We start from the raw sequence: 19,301 nt of genomic DNA, 5'->3' as shown, positions 1-19,301 counted from the left end.
GGGGGAGAAGGGGCTTTTTTCGTTTAATTGGGGGATTACTCTGCGTTTACGATAACTCTGTACGGAATCGTCGTGTTGTTCGTGTTGTAGACTAACAAGTAATATTTCCCTGGTTTTGCCTCAAATTCTCCAGTCAATTTCTTACCTACGTTTTCGGGGTAGGCCAGATACGTATCGAGATCATCTTCATGGAATACCACCCAGTTTAAGCCTTCGTCCTTCTCGCTACTTACCGTAACTTGAACGATCCCTTCCTCTTTAACCTGAATGAGGTACGTGTCCTTGTCATCTGTACGATCGGTTTGACCACTTATCTCTTCGCCCAATCGTAGCACATTAGCCTCATCGAATGAATTGTTCGGTTCCGTTTCGGATGGTTCTGATTCTTCTTCTGGCAATTCAGCGGTTACTTTGTATGGAATGGTTTCACCGTTAAAGTTGTACACGGACAAATAATAGGTACCCGGAAATGCTTCAAACTCACCCGAGAGCTTTTTTCCTGAGGTATTGGGGTAAGCGACATATTGATTCAGATCATCCTCGTGGTGAACGACCCAGTTCAAACCAGAATCATGCTCACTCGATACGTTGATTTTCACTGTTCCGTTGCCCAATACTTTCAAAGCAAAAATGTCCTTGTCGTCTTGTTTGCTTGTTTGACCACTCAATTCCACATTGCTTTTCAACAGATTTGCCTCTGAAAAGCTGTTGTTTGGTTCTTGTTCCTTTTCTCCAATTTCTCCACCCTGCTCCTCGATCGTGATGCTCATCGATTTCGCAGTAACCGCTCCTTTGTCATCCGTTACGCGCAGTTTCACGGTATATTCTCCCTGATTTTCGTAGACATGCGTAGGATTGGCATCACTGCTGCTTGTGCCATCTCCAAATTCCCACAGATAGGATACGATGCTACCATCCGGATCGGAGCTTCCGTTACTGCTGAATGCAACCTCCTCGTTTACGGCTGCTTTTGACGGACCGTTCATGACAATAACAGGCGGCTGATTCTCCCCATCTCCTTGTTCTGGAAGTACCCCGTGGAAGGTGACATCATATTCAAACTGATTGGACGCATTTACTCTGTAGTTGGTAAAGTAGGCGGTTACGGTTTTGTAGCCGTTCCATGGATGGGAAGTAAGTGTGGTTAGAAACTCGTCTGTGATGCGACTCATCGTTTCCCAGTCTTTCTTCTCCCCTTCTGCCTGCGTACCCGTGTACGTCCCTGTTAACGTAAAGGTTTGGAAGAACCCTGAATCGTGCCTTTTGGTAGACACATTTTGCAATCCGGTGACATCTTCAATTTCCTGGAAGATTTCCGCACTTGCTTTGGGGGCCGGCGTTACCAGATAATCATCCGACACCAGCGGCACGGTCAGATCAGGATAGCTGTCTACCAACGATTCCATGGTACGGTGGTAATCCCGATTTAGCTCTGAATCATTGCTGAGCGTACGGATTAACTGGTCATAACCGTCAACGTTATTGGCCTCTATGTAATCCATGATATCATCGAGCTTGTTCCAGTCCTCTTTCATCATGTGATACTGCAAGGCGTATGAATACGTATAAAAGTCCCACGAGCCGTAGCGTGCGTGCAAGGTTTGAGACGCCGTGTACCAATTTTTTTGTCCAAAGCGAATCAGATTGTTGACCATTGATTTTCGAGGCAGAATACCTGTTGTTCGCGTGGAGCCTGCAAAGAGTTCCGCCCCTCCTTCTTCAAACCACGACAGTCTCTCGTCTCTGTAAATCGGGCCTTCATTCCACAAACCAGGTATAGCATAGCGCCCTTGCAAATAGTGCGTGAACTCATGACGGAACAATTCTTCTAGTGTGTACGTACTCTGCTGCGGTGTTCGTTCGTAGGTGAAGAAAGTTCCTTTCCCCTCGATATACATACCCCCGTTGTCTGTTTCATAGCCATACAGGGGGTTGTTCATCTTGTACTCTGAAGGACTATTGTAAAGGACAATGGTCAAAATATCGTCGGGGTTCCCTTCTTCCATCGGTTCATCTCGTCCTGCCATCCGATGAAACTGAGCTTTTACCTCTTTTGCCGCCCAATATAACCGTTTCACTTTTTCTTCTGTGACATCTCCACCTGTTTTCATGACGATGCTTCCGTCATCAAACGCATATTCTTTGGGCAGATATTTTTCGATGGCATCCTCACGAATCTTGTTAAACTGGATGTCCCTTCCCTGCGCATCTTTTCCGCCATAGACCGTCTGGATCAGCTTCGCTACCTGCATATACTGTAGTCCCACATACGGATAAAGCACTAACGCTTCTGTGAGGACCTCGTTACCCTTATTCGGATTGGAATGATATTCTCCCAAATAAGCACTGTGATAAAAACCATTGTCGAGGACCCATTCTTTCGCTTCATCTGTATCGCCATGCAAGGCGAGATTTCCCAACTCGTTCAGATACGTATCTATTTTGCCGTAAAACTCCTGTTGCTTGGTTGGTTCATCCACTCTCCACATCAGAATATAGCTAAACTGGCTCATGATACGGAAAACAGCATCACCCGCACTCCGCTGCGTAATGAAAGTATCCATTTGTTCTTCGTATTGACGGATGATCGGTGCAGCTTTCTCTATGAGGGAAGCGCTTACAAAAGTGTTTCCGATAAGTCCACCAAATGCACCTACTACCTCATTTTGAGCATCTGTCCCTAATTTAAAATTTGGATTGTCTGCAATGGCTTGCAAAGCAGGGAACACTTTTTGATGCTCGCTTCTCTGATTGAGATAGGATAATTCCTGATGGTAGTAGCCGAGGTAATATCCAGAGCGAAGCACCTCAACCAAGGTGTCAATTCCTTTGGAATCGCTGCTGGAGTATTGTGTGCCTCTGACTTGCAATGCGTCAATGATGGCTTGAACGCGCTGACGATCGTTGTAAAAGGCATACGAATCGGGGGTAAAATCAAATAATTCAGGAATCTGCTCCCAGTTGATCGTCACCAGTACATTGACCAATTCGTCGTAGCTGAGCTTGTTCAAATCGGACATCGCGTACTTTTCGACATTTGCCTTCATGCTCCGTTGCTGTTCCTTAGAAGGCTCTTGCTCCTCTACATTCCAGGTCGGCTCCACTGGATGCGGATATTCTCCTGCTTCGTCACTGGATTGATGCTGAAACGAGGTGATCGGGTCCAGCTTTCTCTCCACATATTTTCCAGAAGGCGGAACGTTTTGACTCCCATCCCTACCGATCGTACTTGCATAATCGTTGACTGCCAAGGCTTGGACAGGACTACCAACCATCCCCAATAGAAATGATGTCGAGAGAAGGACACCAGCCATCATGCGGCTAGTGTGTACCGTGGAACGCTTTTTCTTCATGAATGAGCAAACCTCCTTTGAATGGTAACCGCATTTTTGTTTGTTGCGAGGAAACCGTATTTTGTTTTGTGCAGACTCACCTTCTCTCCATTTGGAACGCAATAACATACATGCTGATAAAATTGCAATTATGGTGCCAATACATATAACAGAAAAGAAGAGTAAGAATGTATACATTTTTTTACAAATATTCATAAACATGTATAAGATATTAGACACCGTTACTATGAAAAGCGAACTTTGCTTCGTACACGCAAAAAAGCGCGTTCCCGGAAGTGGGAACGCGCCATGTTTTACTTTCACATCTATTTTTCTTCTTCCAATTCTCTCATCGATTCTTCTTGCTCTTCTTCTGGGTTCCAATAATCGAGCACTTTTCCTTGCAGAACTTTGCCTTGAATGAATTCTACCTGCTGCTCACTGAAATCCTCTGTCCACTCAATACCCAATTGTTCAGCTAGACGTACGACGGTCAGCAATTCTGACCAAGCCACGTAACGTTTGTACCAGAAGAACTGTGGCTGTTCGTTCATGTATGGGTAAAGATCATCGAAATCGGTGTGTTTACAGTCAAGAGCTCGCTCAAAATTCACCTTGGTTTGGCGTAACTGTTCCTTGAAAAATGTGGGTAGATCTCTTTGTGCGTAGCCAGACATGGACTGTCCCCCCTGTCTCCCGATTTATTGGTATTGTACCACGCGAAAGAACCTGTGCAAATAGTCGAATCGGTTTTGAATCGTTCTTGCTGGGCTAATCTTTAGCCGTTTGATGCATCTGGGAACTGGTTCTGCCCCTCCTCTTGTGGCGGTGGCGGTAATTGGATTCCGTTGGAGGAGCCATTTGTCTGACTAGATTCTGGATTCACGATATCCGGTGGAACCTCACCTGTTCCCGGATTTGGCGATTGCCCACCATCTCCATTATTTGTATGCTCACCAGTTCCTCCGGTACCTTGGTCAGGTGGAATTTCACCATTGCCATTTTCCGTACCACCCGGATTTTGTCCTTGATCGTTACCTTCCTCATTATGACCTGGATCTTGATTAATCAGATTCTCCAGCTTCTTGGAGTCGATCGGGACTTCTTTTGATGGTGTCCCTTCCTCACCTTGCGCATTTCTCGGAACAACTTGATAACGATATTGTCTTGGACTATCCAGCACATCTACGAACGAGGTTTCCTTCATACCCGCAGAGATGAGTTGTCTTTCGCCGTTTTCACTAATGCGGTACAAATCGTACGTACCACCTTCAGCTCCGCCAATCCAGCTAAGCACTACCTTCAATTGGTTATTATCCAATGTCATGTCTGCAGCCAATTGGATTTCCGGTTCAACTTCCTCTTGTTTATGTTGTACGATGCCTTCTGGTCGAACGAAGTCCGATGACGGCACACCTTTTAAGGCTGTTCCCAACACTTTGGAGAACATTTGCGCCGTCATGCTACTTCCTTGGTGCATCAAATGCTGTTTGTCCTCCGGATCGAAGCCCATCCAGACTGCACCGACGTATTCCGGTGTATATCCGACGAACCAAGCATCCTTGTTTGCTTTGCTGTCGCCTGCTATCGATTGGGTCGTACCGGTTTTACCTGCAACATGGCGGCCAGAGATACGCGCTGCCTTCCCTGTCCCTTCCTGAACCGCTTTCTCCAGCATAGTGTGAATCTCCCACGCTGCTTCAGGCTTCAGTGCCTCAGATTGTTTTGGCTGGTATTCGCGGACGACACCCTCATCCTTGTTCTCAACCTTGGCGATCGAGTGCGCCTCGGACACTACCCCTGCATTCACAAAAGGTGTATATGCCTGAGCCATTTCCAGCGGGGATGTACCTACACTCAAGCCCCCGAGGGCAATTGCCAGGTTTCGATCGTTCGGAGTCAGCTCAATGCCGACTTTCTTGAGGTATTCCAAACTTGCTGGTACACCAATCTCATTTAATAACCAAACCGGCGGGATATTCGCAGAGTCGATCATCGCCCGGTTCATGCTCACCGTTTCCGTGTATCGGTTATTGTAGTTGCGCGGCTCGTAGCCATTGAAGCTCTGCCTTTTGTTGCTCAGTTGCGAGTTCGCGTTCCATTTGTTGATATCTTTATTGACTGCTGGAGCGAACACCGCGATCGGCTTAAAGCTGGAGCCCGGTTGACGCTTCATGTCTGTCGCATAGTTAAAGCCTTTTGCCGCATAGTTGCGTCCGCCCACCATCCCGGCAATTCCGCCCGTTTTCGCGTCGATGACAATCATCGATGATTCTACACCGCGCTTGGCGCCGTCTTTCGGGAAGTTTTTGGCGTTGGCATATTCCGCTACCATGGCATCCTGTACTTTCGGATCGAAGGTCGTGTAAATGTTCCAGCCTCCGCGGTACAGTTCTTCTTCTGTCACGCCAAACGTAGCTTCGGATTCTTCCACCATATGGTCAAAAAACGCGCGATAGCCTTTTTTCAAGCTCGCACCCGCCACTTCATGCGGTTCGGTCGGCAACGCCTCTGCTTGCGCTGCCTCTTTTTGCTCATCGGTAATGATTCCTTGCTCATACATCAGACGAATAACGGTGTCTCGACGCAGTTTCGCTTTTTCCGGATTGTTAAAAGGTGAATAAGTGGTCGGTGCTTTTGGAATGGCCGCCAGCATCGCTGCTTCCGCAACAGTAAACTTTTCATCGCTTACCGACTTGCCGAAGTAATACTGGGCAGCATCCTCTACCCCAAATTCCCCTTCGCCCAAATAAACGCGGTTCAAGTACATCTCTAAAATTTGATCCTTCGAATATTTGCGCTCCAAGCCAATCGCGATACTCATTTCTTTTGTTTTACGCCAGAACGTTTGGTCTAGGGTGAGAAAGACGTTTCTTGCCAGCTGTTGGGTAATGGTACTTCCCCCTTCAGCTAACGATCCTTTTTTGATGTCATTGACGATGGCGCCACCGATCCGGACCATATCGACGCCTTTGTGTTCATAAAAGCGCTTATCCTCTACGGCGAGGAAAGCATTGATCAGAGTCTTTGGCATTTCATTAATCGGTTTGTATATACGGTTCTTCTGACGAATCAGACTCGTCATTTCTTTCCCGTTTTTGTCGTAAATGACAGTTGGTTCTGCTTTTAAGTCCTGTAGCTTTTGTACGTTTTGCTCAATCATCCGATCTCCCGCATACAACAGGGCGAAGTAGCCCCCAATTACACTAAGGAAAAGGAATATTGCAAACGATACGGCAATCATCAGCAAGTTGTTCTTTTTCTTCCTGACTTTCTTCTTGGCCTTTGCTGCCATTATTTACCTCCTGGTCTTCTCTCTCTCCCCCACATCTTATATAGACGGTTCCATTTCAAAAAAGTTTCTGTTTTGGGTTGTAGTCTATCATTCCATACAAAATTCCGTTTGTCACTGGAAAAGCCTATCTCCTGAAACAGAAGATAGGCTTTTTCCTAAAGGTTAACGATTTATTTCAGCAGTTTTTCTGCTTCAGCCACAACGTTTTCTACCGTGAAGCCGTATTCCTTCATGATGCGCTCACCTGGTGCAGATGCGCCAAACTGATCGATTGCGATGACTGTACCGCTATCGCCAGCGTAACGCTCCCAACCCATTGGAGAGCCCATTTCTACCGCCACGCGTGCTTTTACAGCCGGTGGAATTACAGCGTCGCGATACTCTTTCGGTTGACGCTCGAACAGGTTCCAGCTCGGCATGGAAACAACGCGTGTTTCAATACCTTTCGCGAGGAGTTGCTCACGCGCCTGCATCACGAGGGATACTTCAGAACCAGTTGCCAACAGGATGAGTCGCGGGTTGCCGCTTGGCGCATCTGCAAGCACATACGCACCTTTGCTCACGCCTTCTGCCGCTTTCTCAACGGTCTCAGGCAGGACTGGCAGATTTTGACGAGTCAGCACCAGTACAACTGGCTCATCTGTGCGGGATACAGCATATTTCCAAGCCTCGTTCGTTTCTACTGCATCAGACGGACGAAGAATGGTCAAGCCTGGCATCGCACGCAAGGAAGCGAGCTGCTCAATCGGCTCATGCGTTGGTCCGTCTTCACCAACTGCGATCGAGTCATGTGTAAATACGTACACAACTGGCTGCTTCATCAGTGCAGAGAGGCGAATCGCCGGACGCACGTAGTCGGAGAATACGAAGAACGTACCGCCGTATACTTTTACACCACCGTGGAGAGCCATACCGTTGAGGGCTGCACCCATTGCGAATTCACGAACACCAAACCAAATGTTGCGGCCATCGTAAGAGCCTGGCAGGAAGTTGCCCGCTTCTTTAATCACCGTGTTGTTGGAATGTGCCAAGTCAGCAGATCCGCCCAGGAAGAACGGAACGCTGTTTGCCAATGCATTGATCGCATTACCGGAAGCAACGCGTGTCGCCAGCTTCGCGCCAACTTCGTACGTCGGCATATGGTTGTCCCAACCAGCAGGCAGATGACCTTCTTGTGCAGTCGTAAATTGCAGCGCCAGTTCCGGATACGCTTTTGCGTAAGCAGCAAACTGGTCGCGCCAAGCAGCTTCTGCTTTTTCTCCAGCATCAGCCAAGCCTGCAAAGAAGTCAGTCACTTCTTGTGGTACGTGGAACTCACTTTCATGGTGCCACTCGTAGTTTGCTTTTGTCAGCTTCACTTCGTCTTTTCCAAGCGGAGCGCCGTGAGAAGAGCTGGAGCCGCCTTTGTTCGGGCTTCCGTATCCAATGACGGTTTTTACTTCGATCAAGGTAGGACGATCCAAATCTTTTTTCGCTTCTGCGATAGCCGCGTCAATAGCAGCCAGATCATTGCCGTCTTCTACGCGAATGTATTGCCAACCATACGCTTGATAGCGATCCGCTACGTTTTCAGAGAAGGAACGGGAAAGCTCCCCATCCAGAGAGATATCGTTCGAATCGTAGAGCACGATCATTTTGCCCAGTTTCAAGTGAGCAGCCAGAGAAGAAGCCTCGCTGGATACACCCTCCATCAGGTCACCATCGCCGCAGATTACGTATGTGTAATGGTCAACGATGTCAAAATTGTCGCGGTTGTAAACAGCTGCCATGTGCTTTTCAGCCATCGCCATACCGACAGCCATCGCGATCCCTTGTCCCAGAGGACCCGTTGTCGCGTCAACACCCGCTGTGTGTCCAAACTCAGGGTGACCAGGCGTTTTGCTGCCCCATTGACGGAAGTTATGTAGGTCTTCCAGTGAAACATCGTATTTCATCAGATGCAACATCGAGTATAATAGCATAGAGCCATGTCCTGCTGAGAGGACAAAACGGTCACGGTCAATCCATTTTGGATTGCTCGGATTTACTTTCATAAAGCGGCTCCACAGTACATGTGCCATAGGGGCTGCCCCCATCGGCATTCCCGGGTGACCGGAATTCGCCTTCTCGATGGCATCAATCGCCAACGTGCGGATGGTATTAATGGATAGCTGATCAACAGACGTATGCTGAGTCATCTCGCAAAATCCTCCCTGCGTTTTCTAGAAATAACTACCGAGTATCGGGTAAAAACACACTGTGCCATTATAGCATAGTTCCCATTTAGAATCATGTTCGCTTTGCATGAATGAAGGAGGTCTTTTTCAATGAATTGGCTTTATCTTATAATCGGAATCGTCCTGGGTGCTGCTGGAATTATTATGCTGCTTATGGGCTTGACCAGCTCACCTATATTGAAAAAAAACAGACTGGAACGCCGTAGACAGGCTGCCGAGAATCATCGCCCGGAAGAATATCATTAATAGAGGAGAATTCGCATGCAGATAGAGCGCTTCGCGATGCAGGTAGCCGTTCACCTTTTCCTAGTGAAGGGTGCGCAAGTCCTGTTATTACGCCGCTACAATACCGGCTACGAAGACGGCAATTATAGTGTTCCCGCTGGACATCTGGATGGGAATGAAGAAGTGAAGACAGCCGCGATCCGCGAGGCAAAAGAAGAATGCGGAATTGACATCGATCCAGCGAGCTTGGAGATGGTAGGCGTCATGCATCGTCGCTCCAATGATGAGCGCATCGATTTTTTTGTCGCTGCCACAAAATGGCGCGGAGAAATTATCAATGCCGAGCCGAATAAATGCGATGAGCTCGTATGGGTGGACATGGATAAATTACCCCCGAACGTCATTCCTTATGTGAGACAAGCTCTCTCGAACTTTAGACGAAAGCAGTGGTTTGACAGCTTTGGCTGGGAGCCTGCATTCGACTTGAAGAAGTAATAAAAAGCAACCAATCCGCCAAAAGCATTGTGCTCGCATTGGCAGTTTGGTTGCTTTTTCACATTATCCTTCGCTTACTTGTAACAGAAGGTGAATCGCCTTGTTCCAACGAGCACGCAGTCTTTCCCTCACCGCTTCGTCCATCTGCGGCTCATAGCGACGCCCTACCTTCATTCGCGCTTCTAAATCGTTCACCGACCACCAGCCGCACTCTTCCCCGAGTAGAAACGCAATCCCCATCGCTGTTGTTTCATTGATCTGGGGCACCTCAATCGGAACACCCAGCAGGTCTGCCTGAAACTGCATCAAATACGGATTGTCCGTCAAGCCGCCATCTACACGCAAAACCGAAATCTTTTGTGCGACTGCCTGTTCCATTGTGACAAACACATCCGCTACACGGTGAGCGATCCCTTCCAGCATCGCTTTTGCCATCAGCGGTCGGTCAGTATGCTGGGAGAGTCCGAGAAACACCCCTCTCGCCTCCGAGTTCCAGTATGGCGTGCCGATCCCATTCAATGCCGGGATAAATAAAAGATTGGTTGGGGCTTCTCCTTTGTGCAGCTCTTCATACCACTGCTCCGACCATCGTTGCAGCTCGTCTATATCCTGATACAGCCCAAGCTGCTCCTTGCCCCATTCGACAGCAGACCCCGCCGCATAAATCGCTCCATCCAGCGCATAAGTATGCTTGGCCCCGCGTTTCCAGACAAGCGTCGTCAAGAGTCCGCTCTCTTTCGTAGCAGGCGGTTCGTTTCCCACGTTCATATAAGCGAAGCAGCCCGTGCCATACGTGCATTTGGACATACCCGGCTCTATGCAGAGATGACCGTAAAGGGCGGCTGGTTGATCCACCTGGCTGACGAGAATCGGTGCTTGAATGCCGCAAAATGTAACCGGATCTGTACGGCCAAACAAGCCAACTGTTGGACGAACCTGCGGTAACCAGTCTTCCTCTATCTCCAAATACCGCAATATTTCCTCATCCCAATTCCCCTGCCGATGAGCAAACAACAGCGTTCGGGCAGCGGTGGAAGCATCGGTTACATACGAGGCACCTCCTGTCATCTGCCAGATCAGCCAAGAGTCAAGCGTGCTGCAATAAGCCTGCCGCTGTCGGATCTTTTCTTGCACCAGAGGCACTTCCTCCATCATCCATCTAATCTTAGTCGCAGAAAAATACGGGTCAATCAAAAGTCCGGTTTTCTCGGCTACCTTCTGTGCCCACACACCATCCGCCTTCCAACGCTCGGCGATTTGATCGGAGCGGCGGCACGACCAGACGACAGCCGGATAAAGCGGCTCTCCGCTGACCGAATCCCAGAAGACGACCGTTTCTCCCTGATTAGCTAAGCCTACCGCTTCCACCTGCTCAGGTTCGATACGTCCCTTGAGCAGCACGTCAGCGACACCCATCAAGACCTTTTCCCATATCTCCTCCGGGTTATGCTCCACCCATCCGGATTGTGGATAATATTGCGTGTGCTTCTGATAGCTTTCAGCAGCAACCCTTCCAAGGTGATTTACCAGTAGCACCTTGGTCCCAGTTGTTCCCTGATCGATCGACAGCAAATACTTCTCCATACAGCAGACTCCTTTTTCATTATTCTAGGCTGAATGATCTTCTTTCTCTTCATCAAATCGGAATGTTCTGTCTTTAATACCAATACGGCCCTCCATAATCCCTTTGCGGAACAGCAGATGATACAAAATGACGCCAACAGCCAGCAAGGTAGCTGCGACGATCGCTACGCTATGGAAATTTTTCGGAATGGTCAAGATGCCAATTTCAAAGATCAACCAAGCGATAGCAAGGAAAGTGAGCGGTGTGCGCCACTTGCCCAGGTCAAAGTACTTCGATTTGGGCAGTTCCTTGCGTTTCCAGGCATAAGCAGCAATCGTTGTCAGATAGAGAAGGGCAGGTAGAACCGAGGTGGCCCCTACCAGAAGGGTTAGGGAATCTGCGAATAACACAGCGAGAATGCCTAGCACTAAAACGAGTAAAACTGCGTTTGTTGGTACGGAAGTCTGGGGTGATACCTTCTTGAAGATGGAGGAAGCGAAGAATACATTGTCGCGTGACAACGCATAGATGAGTCGGGAAGCGGAAGCCATGATGATCAAGCCGCACGCGAAGATGGAGATGAGGCAAAGCACCAAAAAGAAGCTGGATACAGCAGAGCCAAGACTTGTTTGCAAAATGTACGGAATCGGATTCGCTACACCGAGCACAGCCGGCAGATCCGTGATGGCAACTGAAATGACGATCAACAGCAAGAAACCGATCATACCACTTAGTAATACGGATAAAATCATGGCACGAGGAACCGTTTTCTTTGCATTGATCGTCTCCTCAGAGAGATTCGCAGCAGCCTCGAAACCTACCAATGTAAAGGAACCCATCAGCGCAGCCATGATAAAAGCGCCTAGGTATGAACTGTCCGATTGAGTCGCAGCGGTACCCATATCGGTCAGCATGCTCCAATTTGCCCCGTTGTACATCACCACTGCCCCCAGCACCACAACGATCCCGACCATACCGATCACTTCAGTGTATACGGCGATATCATTAATACGAGTAGCCAGCTTCACTCCATAAATGTTTAATAAAGCTTGTACGACCAGTGTACCAATTACGATCCAGATCAGCGTTTTGGAGCCTGTATCCCAGCCAAACATCTCGGCAATGATGGGCGCCAGCGCATAGTCAACAGTTGGAACCACGATAACGAGAAAGCAAAAGGCAATCCAGCCAGCAAACCAACCAAGCCCCGGGTTGGCAAGACGTGTCACCCATTGATAGGAATAACCGCTCAATGGAATGCGTCCAGCCAGCTCTGCAAAAATAATGGCAACTAACAAATGCCCAATGGTTACAATCGGCCAGGTCCAGATACCAGCCGGCCCTGCCGTACTAAGCACAAATCCATAATTACTAAAAATGCCTGTGGTAATGGAAATGAAAGAAAACGCGACGGCAAACGAACTGAACAGTTTTAATGTCCGTCTCAATTCTTGCTTATAATGATACGTTTGCATATCTTGCGAATCATTTGCTTGTACCGATTGTTTCACCATTGATTGCCTCCCTCACCATTTGCTTTACACGGATGTCTTAGCAACGATGACTTGCAATCCTTCCTGAGCGAGTCGCCCAGCAAGAGATTGGGGTAGTTCCTCATCTGTAATGACTACGTCGATGTCGGATAGCTCTGCCACCCTCATAAAAGCGGTTACATTTATTTTGGAATGATCAATCAGTGCATATGTTTCTTTGGCGTTTGTAAGCATCAGCTGCCTGATGTCTGACTCGCCCACATGGTAATCCGTAAAACCAGTTTCTGCTGCCAATCCCCCCACACCAATAAACGCTTTGTCTACAAACAAACCCTCGAGGCTTTTCCTGGCGATCGGACCGGACATGGCCAGATCCCCTGCGCGCAATTCACCCCCACTCATGATCACCTTCGCATCCGGGTGATGAGATAGTTCCAATGCCACCAGTAGCGCATTGGTTATCACCGTAATTCCTTTTTTATGGTAAAGGTGTTTGGCGAACAATTGTGTCGTCGTGCCCAAATCAATATAGATCGCGTCGCCGTCCTCCACCAAGGAGGCTGCGGCGACCGCAATCGCCTCCTTCTCCGCCAAGTTTAATCCACTACGCTTGGCATAAGGAGGTTCCACGTTGGTTTTATTCAGAATAGCGCCACCATGCACCTTTTTGAGTAGTCCCTGCTGCTCCATTTCATACAAATCACGCCTGATTGTTTCGCGCGTCACCATTAATCGGCTGCATAGCTCCGCAATACGAACGGATTGATTTTCTTGTAGCATTTGCAGGATCAGCTGCTGTCTTTCTTCTTGTAGCATGGATGATCACCATCTTCTCTTAATTGTAAATCTCCTGACTAGACTGGAACAGGGTCTGGACGTTCGTCGCAAATTCTTCTGCCTTTTTCTTCACAGTCCCTTTCATTAGTATATCTCCTAATGATGCCAGTCGTCCTGTCATTTGCAAATCCATCTCATATTGCACCCGTGTGGTTCCCGGCTGTTCCTCTTTTAGCTGAAGGTGCAATTGATTGCGGAACAATCCTGCCAACGCTACCGGTTGCCCAGTCATCTCCACTTGCAGGGCTTCTCCATCTACCGCTTCTTTTAATTCCCCCGTGACGCGGAATTGAATCGTCATAAACTGTATTTTCACTTCCATGTTCGCTTCATAACGGGTGGGGCTGCTCATTTTTACTTCTTTGCAGCCTGGTACGCAGCCTGACAGCTTTTCAACATCCATAAAGACGGACCATACATCCGCTTTGCTTGCCTGAATGGTAAACGAGTCGGATAGCTTCATCATGAACTCTCCCTTCTGATGATCGCTTTAAAAGAGGTGCTTGGCTGTTTCTTTCGCCAATTCCATCGAATTGGTGTGATCATCGTCGCCAAGGCAGGTACAGCTCCCTGCTGCATAAACATCTGGCAAATTCGTTTTCCCCGTGGCATCTACGATAATGGCATCGTGTTGATCACGCTCGATTGGCGCTCCTTTCAAGAAAAACGTGCAGGGCACCCGACCCTTTGCAAAAATGAGCGTATCGCACGCCACTTCGTCTATCTCATCCGTCATCCGATTTCGCAGCTGTACTCCTTCTACACGGGACAATCCCTTGATAGAGGTAAGCTCCCAATCTGATTCAGCATATTTGACTAGATTGCTCGTCTCTTTTTCCAGAAGGACCGCTGTACTGCGAGAGATTCTGCCATTCTCGATCAACACAATCTTGCGGCCCGGCTGATATCCTCGCTCGATCAACTGCATCGCCATCATCGGCGTCATGACTCCTGCTGGACGTGTCCCCGGAATTTTGTGCGCCTCACGCGGTTTTTCCAGCGAGCCTGAGGCGATCAGTACCTTTTTTGCCTCAATAGAATAGGTGCCCATCGGCGATTGGACGTACAACTGGTGCAGTTGACCGTTTGCCCCTGGGAAAAAACCGACGACAGTTGATTGTTCGTGAATCTCGTAGCGAAGGGACGCGGCTTTTTCCAGCAGTTCCCGTTCTGGAGCAAACTCATCAGAGCTCCAATACGGTAAGGTGAAGCCACCTCTTCTCTTCTGGTAATCGATCATCAGAACAGAGCTGACTCCTCTTTCCCACGCTGAAAGGGCTGCTGTCAATCCCGAGATTCCTGCTCCAATGATCACCAATTCATACATCATGCCTGCTTCTCTCCTTGTGCTACAGCTAGATAGGAGTTTCTTACTCCTTTTAAAGGCTGCTTCCCGGTGTGTTCAGGATAGGTCTCGGCCATAACATCGATGATTTTGGGAATACAGCAGTTTCCTTGGCATTCTCCTAAGGTGGCGCCCGTCCGCCGCTTCACTCCATCAATGGTCTGTGGGGTGAGTGGACGCTTTAAGGAATTGACGATCTCACTCCGGGTAATGGAGCGGCACAGACAAATGATTTCTCCTGTTTCCTGCTCTTCTGAAAATAGATCCGGCAGGGCATGCTGTGCCTGTTCGTTTGTTTGCAGCTCAAGCCCGGCTTTCTGGAGAGTTGCCGCTACCAGCTCTGCTATGCCAGGCGAAGCAGAGAGTCCAGTGGAACGAATCCCGGCGGCATGAATCATGCGTGGCTGTACAGCGGATGGACGGATGACAAAATCTCCTTCGCTGCAAACTGCCCTGACTCCGGCAAACTGACGAATCGTAGTAAACTGCCGAGAGTCGGGAACCAGCTTCTCACAGCCTGCCAGTACCGATTCCATGCCGGCCTGAGAGGTGGATCGATCCCATTTGTCCTCTTGATCCTCCGCCGTTGGCCCAAGTAGAAAACCGCCGAACACGACTGGTGAAACCAACACGCCCTTGGAGGTTTTCGTAGGAACAGGCAGGATGATCGAGGAGATGGATATCGCCTCTTCGGTCAGGATAAACTGGCCTTTACGTGGTGAAATCGAGAAGCTCTCATCTCCCACCATCCGGGCAATTTCATCGGACCATAATCCGGCAGCATTCACTGCATATCGGGTCGTGACCGTTTCACCATTTTCCAGCGTAAGGCGCAAGTCCTCTCCATCCGGTACTGTCTCGATGTCGGAGACGCCTTGCCCAAGAACAACCTCCGCACCGTTTAGCACTGCTATCTCTCCGAAGGCTCTGGTGGCCCAGAATGGATCGCAGATTGCTTCACCTGGCACTGCCAATCCGCCTGTTACCTTGGCTGTCACAGCGGGATTCATCTCGAGAATCTCCTCAGCAGACATCCAGTGAACATCTACGTCATTCGCCTTTGCATTGGGAACATAGGTGGTTTCGATTATCTGCTTTTCTTCTTCGTTTGTCGCCACCATTACGGCGCCACAAGGAATGAAGGGGATTCTCAGATTCTCAACCAATATCGGCCATAAGCTGCGGGAGCGGCGAAGGCACTCTGCCTCAACCGTGCCTGGCTTTGCATCAAACCCGGTATGAACAATCCCACTGTTCGCCTTGCTTGTCCCTTCACAAACGTCAGGCTGCTTCTCGATTAAAAGCAGTTTCAGTTGATAAAACGAAAGGGCGCGTAATATGGCTGTACCGACTACTCCACCACCAATCACCACAACGTCGTACTTATGGTTTTGCATTCTGTTCCACCAACCTCGGATTTTTGTTTGCAAAACATTGCTTTTGTTTGCTTTATTTCGTATTCATTATATTCTGACTTGTATTTTTCTGTCAATAAACGAACTGCTCCCATCGTATGATAGCAGCAGCTCATCATTTTGCATTTTTTTGCAAACAGCGGTTAGATTGTGAAACGGTTGATCATTTGTTGTAATTCCTTTGCCATCTGGTTTAATTGCTCCGCGGATGTAGAGAGCTGGTTCATCGAGATGCGCTGTTCTTCCGTTGAAGCAGCCACATTCGATGCACTTGCGGCAGATTCCTTTGCAATGGAAGACAACTGCAAAATGGATGCGGTCACCTGTTCCGTAGCTGCTGACATTTGCTCTGCAACCGAGGAAATTTCCTGAATCTGATCCGCTACATCCTGGGTAGAATCCATGATTCGGCGGAATGCTTCCCCTGTTTCATGGGCGATCTGGATTCCCGTTTCAACCTCGCGTGTTCCTTCATCCATAGCTTGTACCGCTGACGTCGTTTCCCGCTGGATTTCGGTAATCAGGTTGGCAATTTGGTTGGCCGAGTCGTTGGACTGCTCTGCCAGCTTGCGCACTTCATCCGCTACCACAGCGAAACCTCTGCCCTGTTCACCTGCACGAGCAGCTTCTATCGCCGCATTGAGTGCCAACAGGTTCGTCTGGGATGCGATGCTTGCGATTACTTCCACGATCTGTGAGATTTCTGCTGAGCGGCTATCCAGCGAACGAACGACATCGGCAGAATGGCTTACGGATCGATTAATCGAATCCATCTGTCCTGACACCTTTTCTACGGATTGGTTGCCTGCCACCGCTTCGTTTGCCATATGTTTCGATGATTCGGCCATCGTGGAGGAGGCTTCGGCAATCCGCTGAATACCGATCGCCATCTCTTCCATAGCCCGCGCACTTTCTTCGGCACTATGCTGTTGATTCTCCGTGCCGGTTGCTACTTCTTGGAACGACGAGGCCACCTGGCCAAAGGCAAGTCTTGCTTCATGAGCCTTCTTTGTGGAGGTTTCCGAGACTGTTCCTACTTGACCGGTATAGCCGCTAATATTTTTCATCATTCCGTGCAGATCTTCAATGAATGCATTCACTGCAGTCGCTACGTCGCCAATCTCATCCTTTCGCCGGATTGGGATCGTCTGGGTCAAATCCTTTTTTTCCACCAAATTAACGATGCCTGCTTTCAGTTGCAGCAGTGGACGTGCTACCTGTCGATTAATGAACCAGTACAAGAACACGAGGAAAATGCTGATGGAGACACCAAAAATTATCAGACTGATGTAAAGATATTGGGTAATCGGCCCATTAATCTCTGCTGCGGGCATGACAGTAGCTAGCGTCATGCCCGTTTCCCCGATTGGAGCGAAGGTGACGTATTGCTTCTGCCCACCTATGGTAGCCTGGATCATCCCCGTTGCGGTTGCTTCGGTAATGTTTTGGGCAATGTCCTTAAGCCCCGTCTCAGACTCGTCCGTCATTTTCACTTGCAAGTTCTTTTGTGCATCGCGATGGGAAACGTAAATGCCCGATTTGGAAACGATAAAACCGTAACCTGTTTCGCCAACCTTTAGATTTTCGATGCTTTTGTTAAGCTCCGTAAGTCCGATATCCAATGTCGTCGTACCGCTGATCTTGCCTCCCACTTTAATGGGCGCAATGGCTGTAACCATAGGAACTTTGGAAATCGGGTCGGCATACGGCTCAGTCCACACATATGGTTTGTCAACCATCCCCGCTTTGTACCAATCCTGCGCAAGATAATCATAGCTACCGTCGCTGTAAGCCGGATCGAGCTCTACTTTGTCGTTATTGCGGATAGCGTACCTGCCGTACAGCTTTTGCGAGCTGTCGAAGCTGTATGGCTCCATCCAAAATCCACCGCCCACAATCAACGGCTCAGACGCTACGACATCGACCAGCGTCCCTTCGAGATGCTTGATGGTTTCCTTCGAGCCATGAGAGACAGAATAAGTGAGTGTTTCCGAGAGCTTGCCTGTCTTGTCCAGCATACCATTCAGATAAGCCGCCTCTTTGGCTACCTGCATTTGTAGCTTTGCTTCTACTTCATTCGAGATAATTTGCTCAAACTGGAGAAAACCAAACACTAGCTGAAGAATAAAAATACCGATGGTGATGGCAGCCAAAATGGTTACCAGCACATTTTTTATGCTCCTCATGCAAAAGCCTCCAATCACACAAATTGAAAAAATGGAAATTCATGACACGACGACATTTGGTAATCTACCCCACTATTACCATATGTAAACTTCTTTTTCACAAACTTTTAAAAACGTCAGAACATTAAAGAAAATAAATCTACCTAACAAAAAGGCGCCTGCCATCCGAAAAGTTCGTGGATAGTAGACGCCGTACTCTAGGAATTCGTATCGATTACGAAACAGGTGGTTGCTTATTCGTTCGAGGTTCTTTCATTCCACCAAGACGCTGCAACTGGCGAATCATGAGGAACGAAAACCCTGCGAAACAAACGATCGTCAACGTAATTTTGCTATATTGATAAACTCCCGCAACCATTATTTCCAGTTGATCGGAGAACCAATAGCCTGCGACAAAGTAATGCAAGGTCCAAACGATACTGCTCGGCAAAAAGAATAGAAGGAACTGCCGAAACGGCATTCGGCTGCCACCGGCGAGAATAGGCACGATATGACGAATAATCGGAAGAAAGATACCAAAAACAAGTAGCCAGCCCATTGACCCGCGCAATGCCGACAGGAAATCAGCACGCAAGCCCAGATTCCGGACCATCCAGCTAAATGCCTTCGCTCCCAGTAAGTACCCCGCGTAAGAAACAAGGAAAAAAACGGGGTATATGACCGCAAATGCTGTAAAAAAGTCCGCTCCTGTATTGGCAATCTGCGCCCCCACGGTCATGACCGTAATCTCATCAGGAATGAATTTTCCCAGCATGCCTGTAACCATCTCCCAGAATAGCTCGTAATACCCTGTAAACTCCACCTGTGCCGCCTCCTTTCTCTCTGCACTCTATCCTAACGGGTAAACCTTTCAAAAGAAGACAGAATTCCTTAAGAAATGAATAAGGATTTCTGAAGA

General features: G+C 48.6%; 14 protein-coding genes. 2 read left to right on the top strand and 12 right to left on the bottom strand.

What is annotated here, in order from left to right; all coding sequences use genetic code 11:
• Positions 1-35 precede the first annotated feature (35 nt).
• The 4 genes from HPY28_RS26545 to tkt form a co-directional block, all read right to left on the bottom strand.
• Positions 36-3,353, bottom strand: coding sequence for a collagenase (locus HPY28_RS26545; protein WP_174231731.1), 3,318 nt, complete (start codon positions 3,351-3,353; stop codon positions 36-38).
• A 305-nt stretch (positions 3,354-3,658) separates the two neighbouring features.
• On the bottom strand, positions 3,659-4,009 hold the full coding sequence (locus HPY28_RS26540; protein ID WP_007721499.1) for a hypothetical protein: 351 nt from the start codon (positions 4,007-4,009) through the stop codon (positions 3,659-3,661).
• Between the two features lie 101 nt (positions 4,010-4,110).
• Positions 4,111-6,627, bottom strand: a complete 2,517-nt coding sequence (locus tag HPY28_RS26535; RefSeq protein ID WP_174225968.1) for a PBP1A family penicillin-binding protein — start codon at positions 6,625-6,627, stop codon at positions 4,111-4,113.
• A 170-nt stretch (positions 6,628-6,797) separates the two neighbouring features.
• The gene (gene tkt, locus HPY28_RS26530; protein ID WP_174231730.1) at positions 6,798-8,804 is read right to left on the bottom strand and encodes a transketolase; all 2,007 of its coding nucleotides are present in this window, start codon (positions 8,802-8,804) and stop codon (positions 6,798-6,800) included.
• 129 nt (positions 8,805-8,933) lie between these two features.
• Between tkt and HPY28_RS26525 the strand changes: the two genes are divergently transcribed.
• Together HPY28_RS26525 and HPY28_RS26520 are read left to right on the top strand one after the other, a co-directional pair.
• On the top strand, positions 8,934-9,089 hold the full coding sequence (locus HPY28_RS26525) for a hypothetical protein (protein WP_167403233.1): 156 nt from the start codon (positions 8,934-8,936) through the stop codon (positions 9,087-9,089).
• A gap of 15 nt (positions 9,090-9,104) precedes the next feature.
• Entirely contained in the window at positions 9,105-9,563 is a 459-nt protein-coding gene (locus HPY28_RS26520) for an NUDIX hydrolase (protein WP_173623752.1), read from the top strand.
• 63 nt (positions 9,564-9,626) lie between these two features.
• On the opposite strand, the gene HPY28_RS26515 is transcribed toward HPY28_RS26520, so the two are convergent.
• The 8 genes from HPY28_RS26515 to HPY28_RS26480 all read right to left on the bottom strand — a co-directional run bounded on the left by HPY28_RS26515 (position 9,627) and on the right by HPY28_RS26480 (position 19,205).
• The gene (locus HPY28_RS26515) at positions 9,627-11,147 is read right to left on the bottom strand and encodes an FGGY family carbohydrate kinase (protein WP_174225970.1); all 1,521 of its coding nucleotides are present in this window, start codon (positions 11,145-11,147) and stop codon (positions 9,627-9,629) included.
• A 24-nt stretch (positions 11,148-11,171) separates the two neighbouring features.
• Positions 11,172-12,641, bottom strand: coding sequence for an amino acid permease (locus HPY28_RS26510; RefSeq protein WP_174225971.1), 1,470 nt, complete (start codon positions 12,639-12,641; stop codon positions 11,172-11,174).
• Positions 12,642-12,665: 24 nt separating this feature from the next.
• Positions 12,666-13,436, bottom strand: coding sequence for a DeoR/GlpR family DNA-binding transcription regulator (locus tag HPY28_RS26505; protein ID WP_015892544.1), 771 nt, complete (start codon positions 13,434-13,436; stop codon positions 12,666-12,668).
• Positions 13,437-13,455: 19 nt separating this feature from the next.
• On the bottom strand, positions 13,456-13,923 hold the full coding sequence (locus HPY28_RS26500; protein ID WP_238144500.1) for an SRPBCC family protein: 468 nt from the start codon (positions 13,921-13,923) through the stop codon (positions 13,456-13,458).
• Between the two features lie 24 nt (positions 13,924-13,947).
• Entirely contained in the window at positions 13,948-14,787 is an 840-nt protein-coding gene (locus tag HPY28_RS26495) for an NAD(P)/FAD-dependent oxidoreductase (RefSeq protein ID WP_173623755.1), read from the bottom strand.
• Positions 14,784-16,199, bottom strand: coding sequence for an NAD(P)/FAD-dependent oxidoreductase (locus HPY28_RS26490; RefSeq protein WP_173623756.1), 1,416 nt, complete (start codon positions 16,197-16,199; stop codon positions 14,784-14,786). Before HPY28_RS26490 ends, HPY28_RS26495 begins: the two co-directional genes overlap by 4 nt.
• Before the next feature lie 161 nt (positions 16,200-16,360).
• Positions 16,361-18,403, bottom strand: coding sequence for a methyl-accepting chemotaxis protein (locus tag HPY28_RS26485; protein WP_106836010.1), 2,043 nt, complete (start codon positions 18,401-18,403; stop codon positions 16,361-16,363).
• A 214-nt stretch (positions 18,404-18,617) separates the two neighbouring features.
• Complete coding sequence (locus HPY28_RS26480; RefSeq protein WP_174231729.1) at positions 18,618-19,205, bottom strand: DedA family protein; 588 nt, start codon at positions 19,203-19,205, stop codon at positions 18,618-18,620.
• Positions 19,206-19,301: the final 96 nt, after the last annotated feature.

Origin of the sequence: Brevibacillus sp. HB1.2 (assembly GCF_013332495.1) — a bacterium.
Taxonomy (GTDB): Bacteria; Bacillota; Bacilli; order Brevibacillales; family Brevibacillaceae; genus Brevibacillus; species Brevibacillus porteri.
Note: the sequence above shows the minus strand (reverse complement) of the source record. Positions and strands in the feature narration are given on the sequence as shown.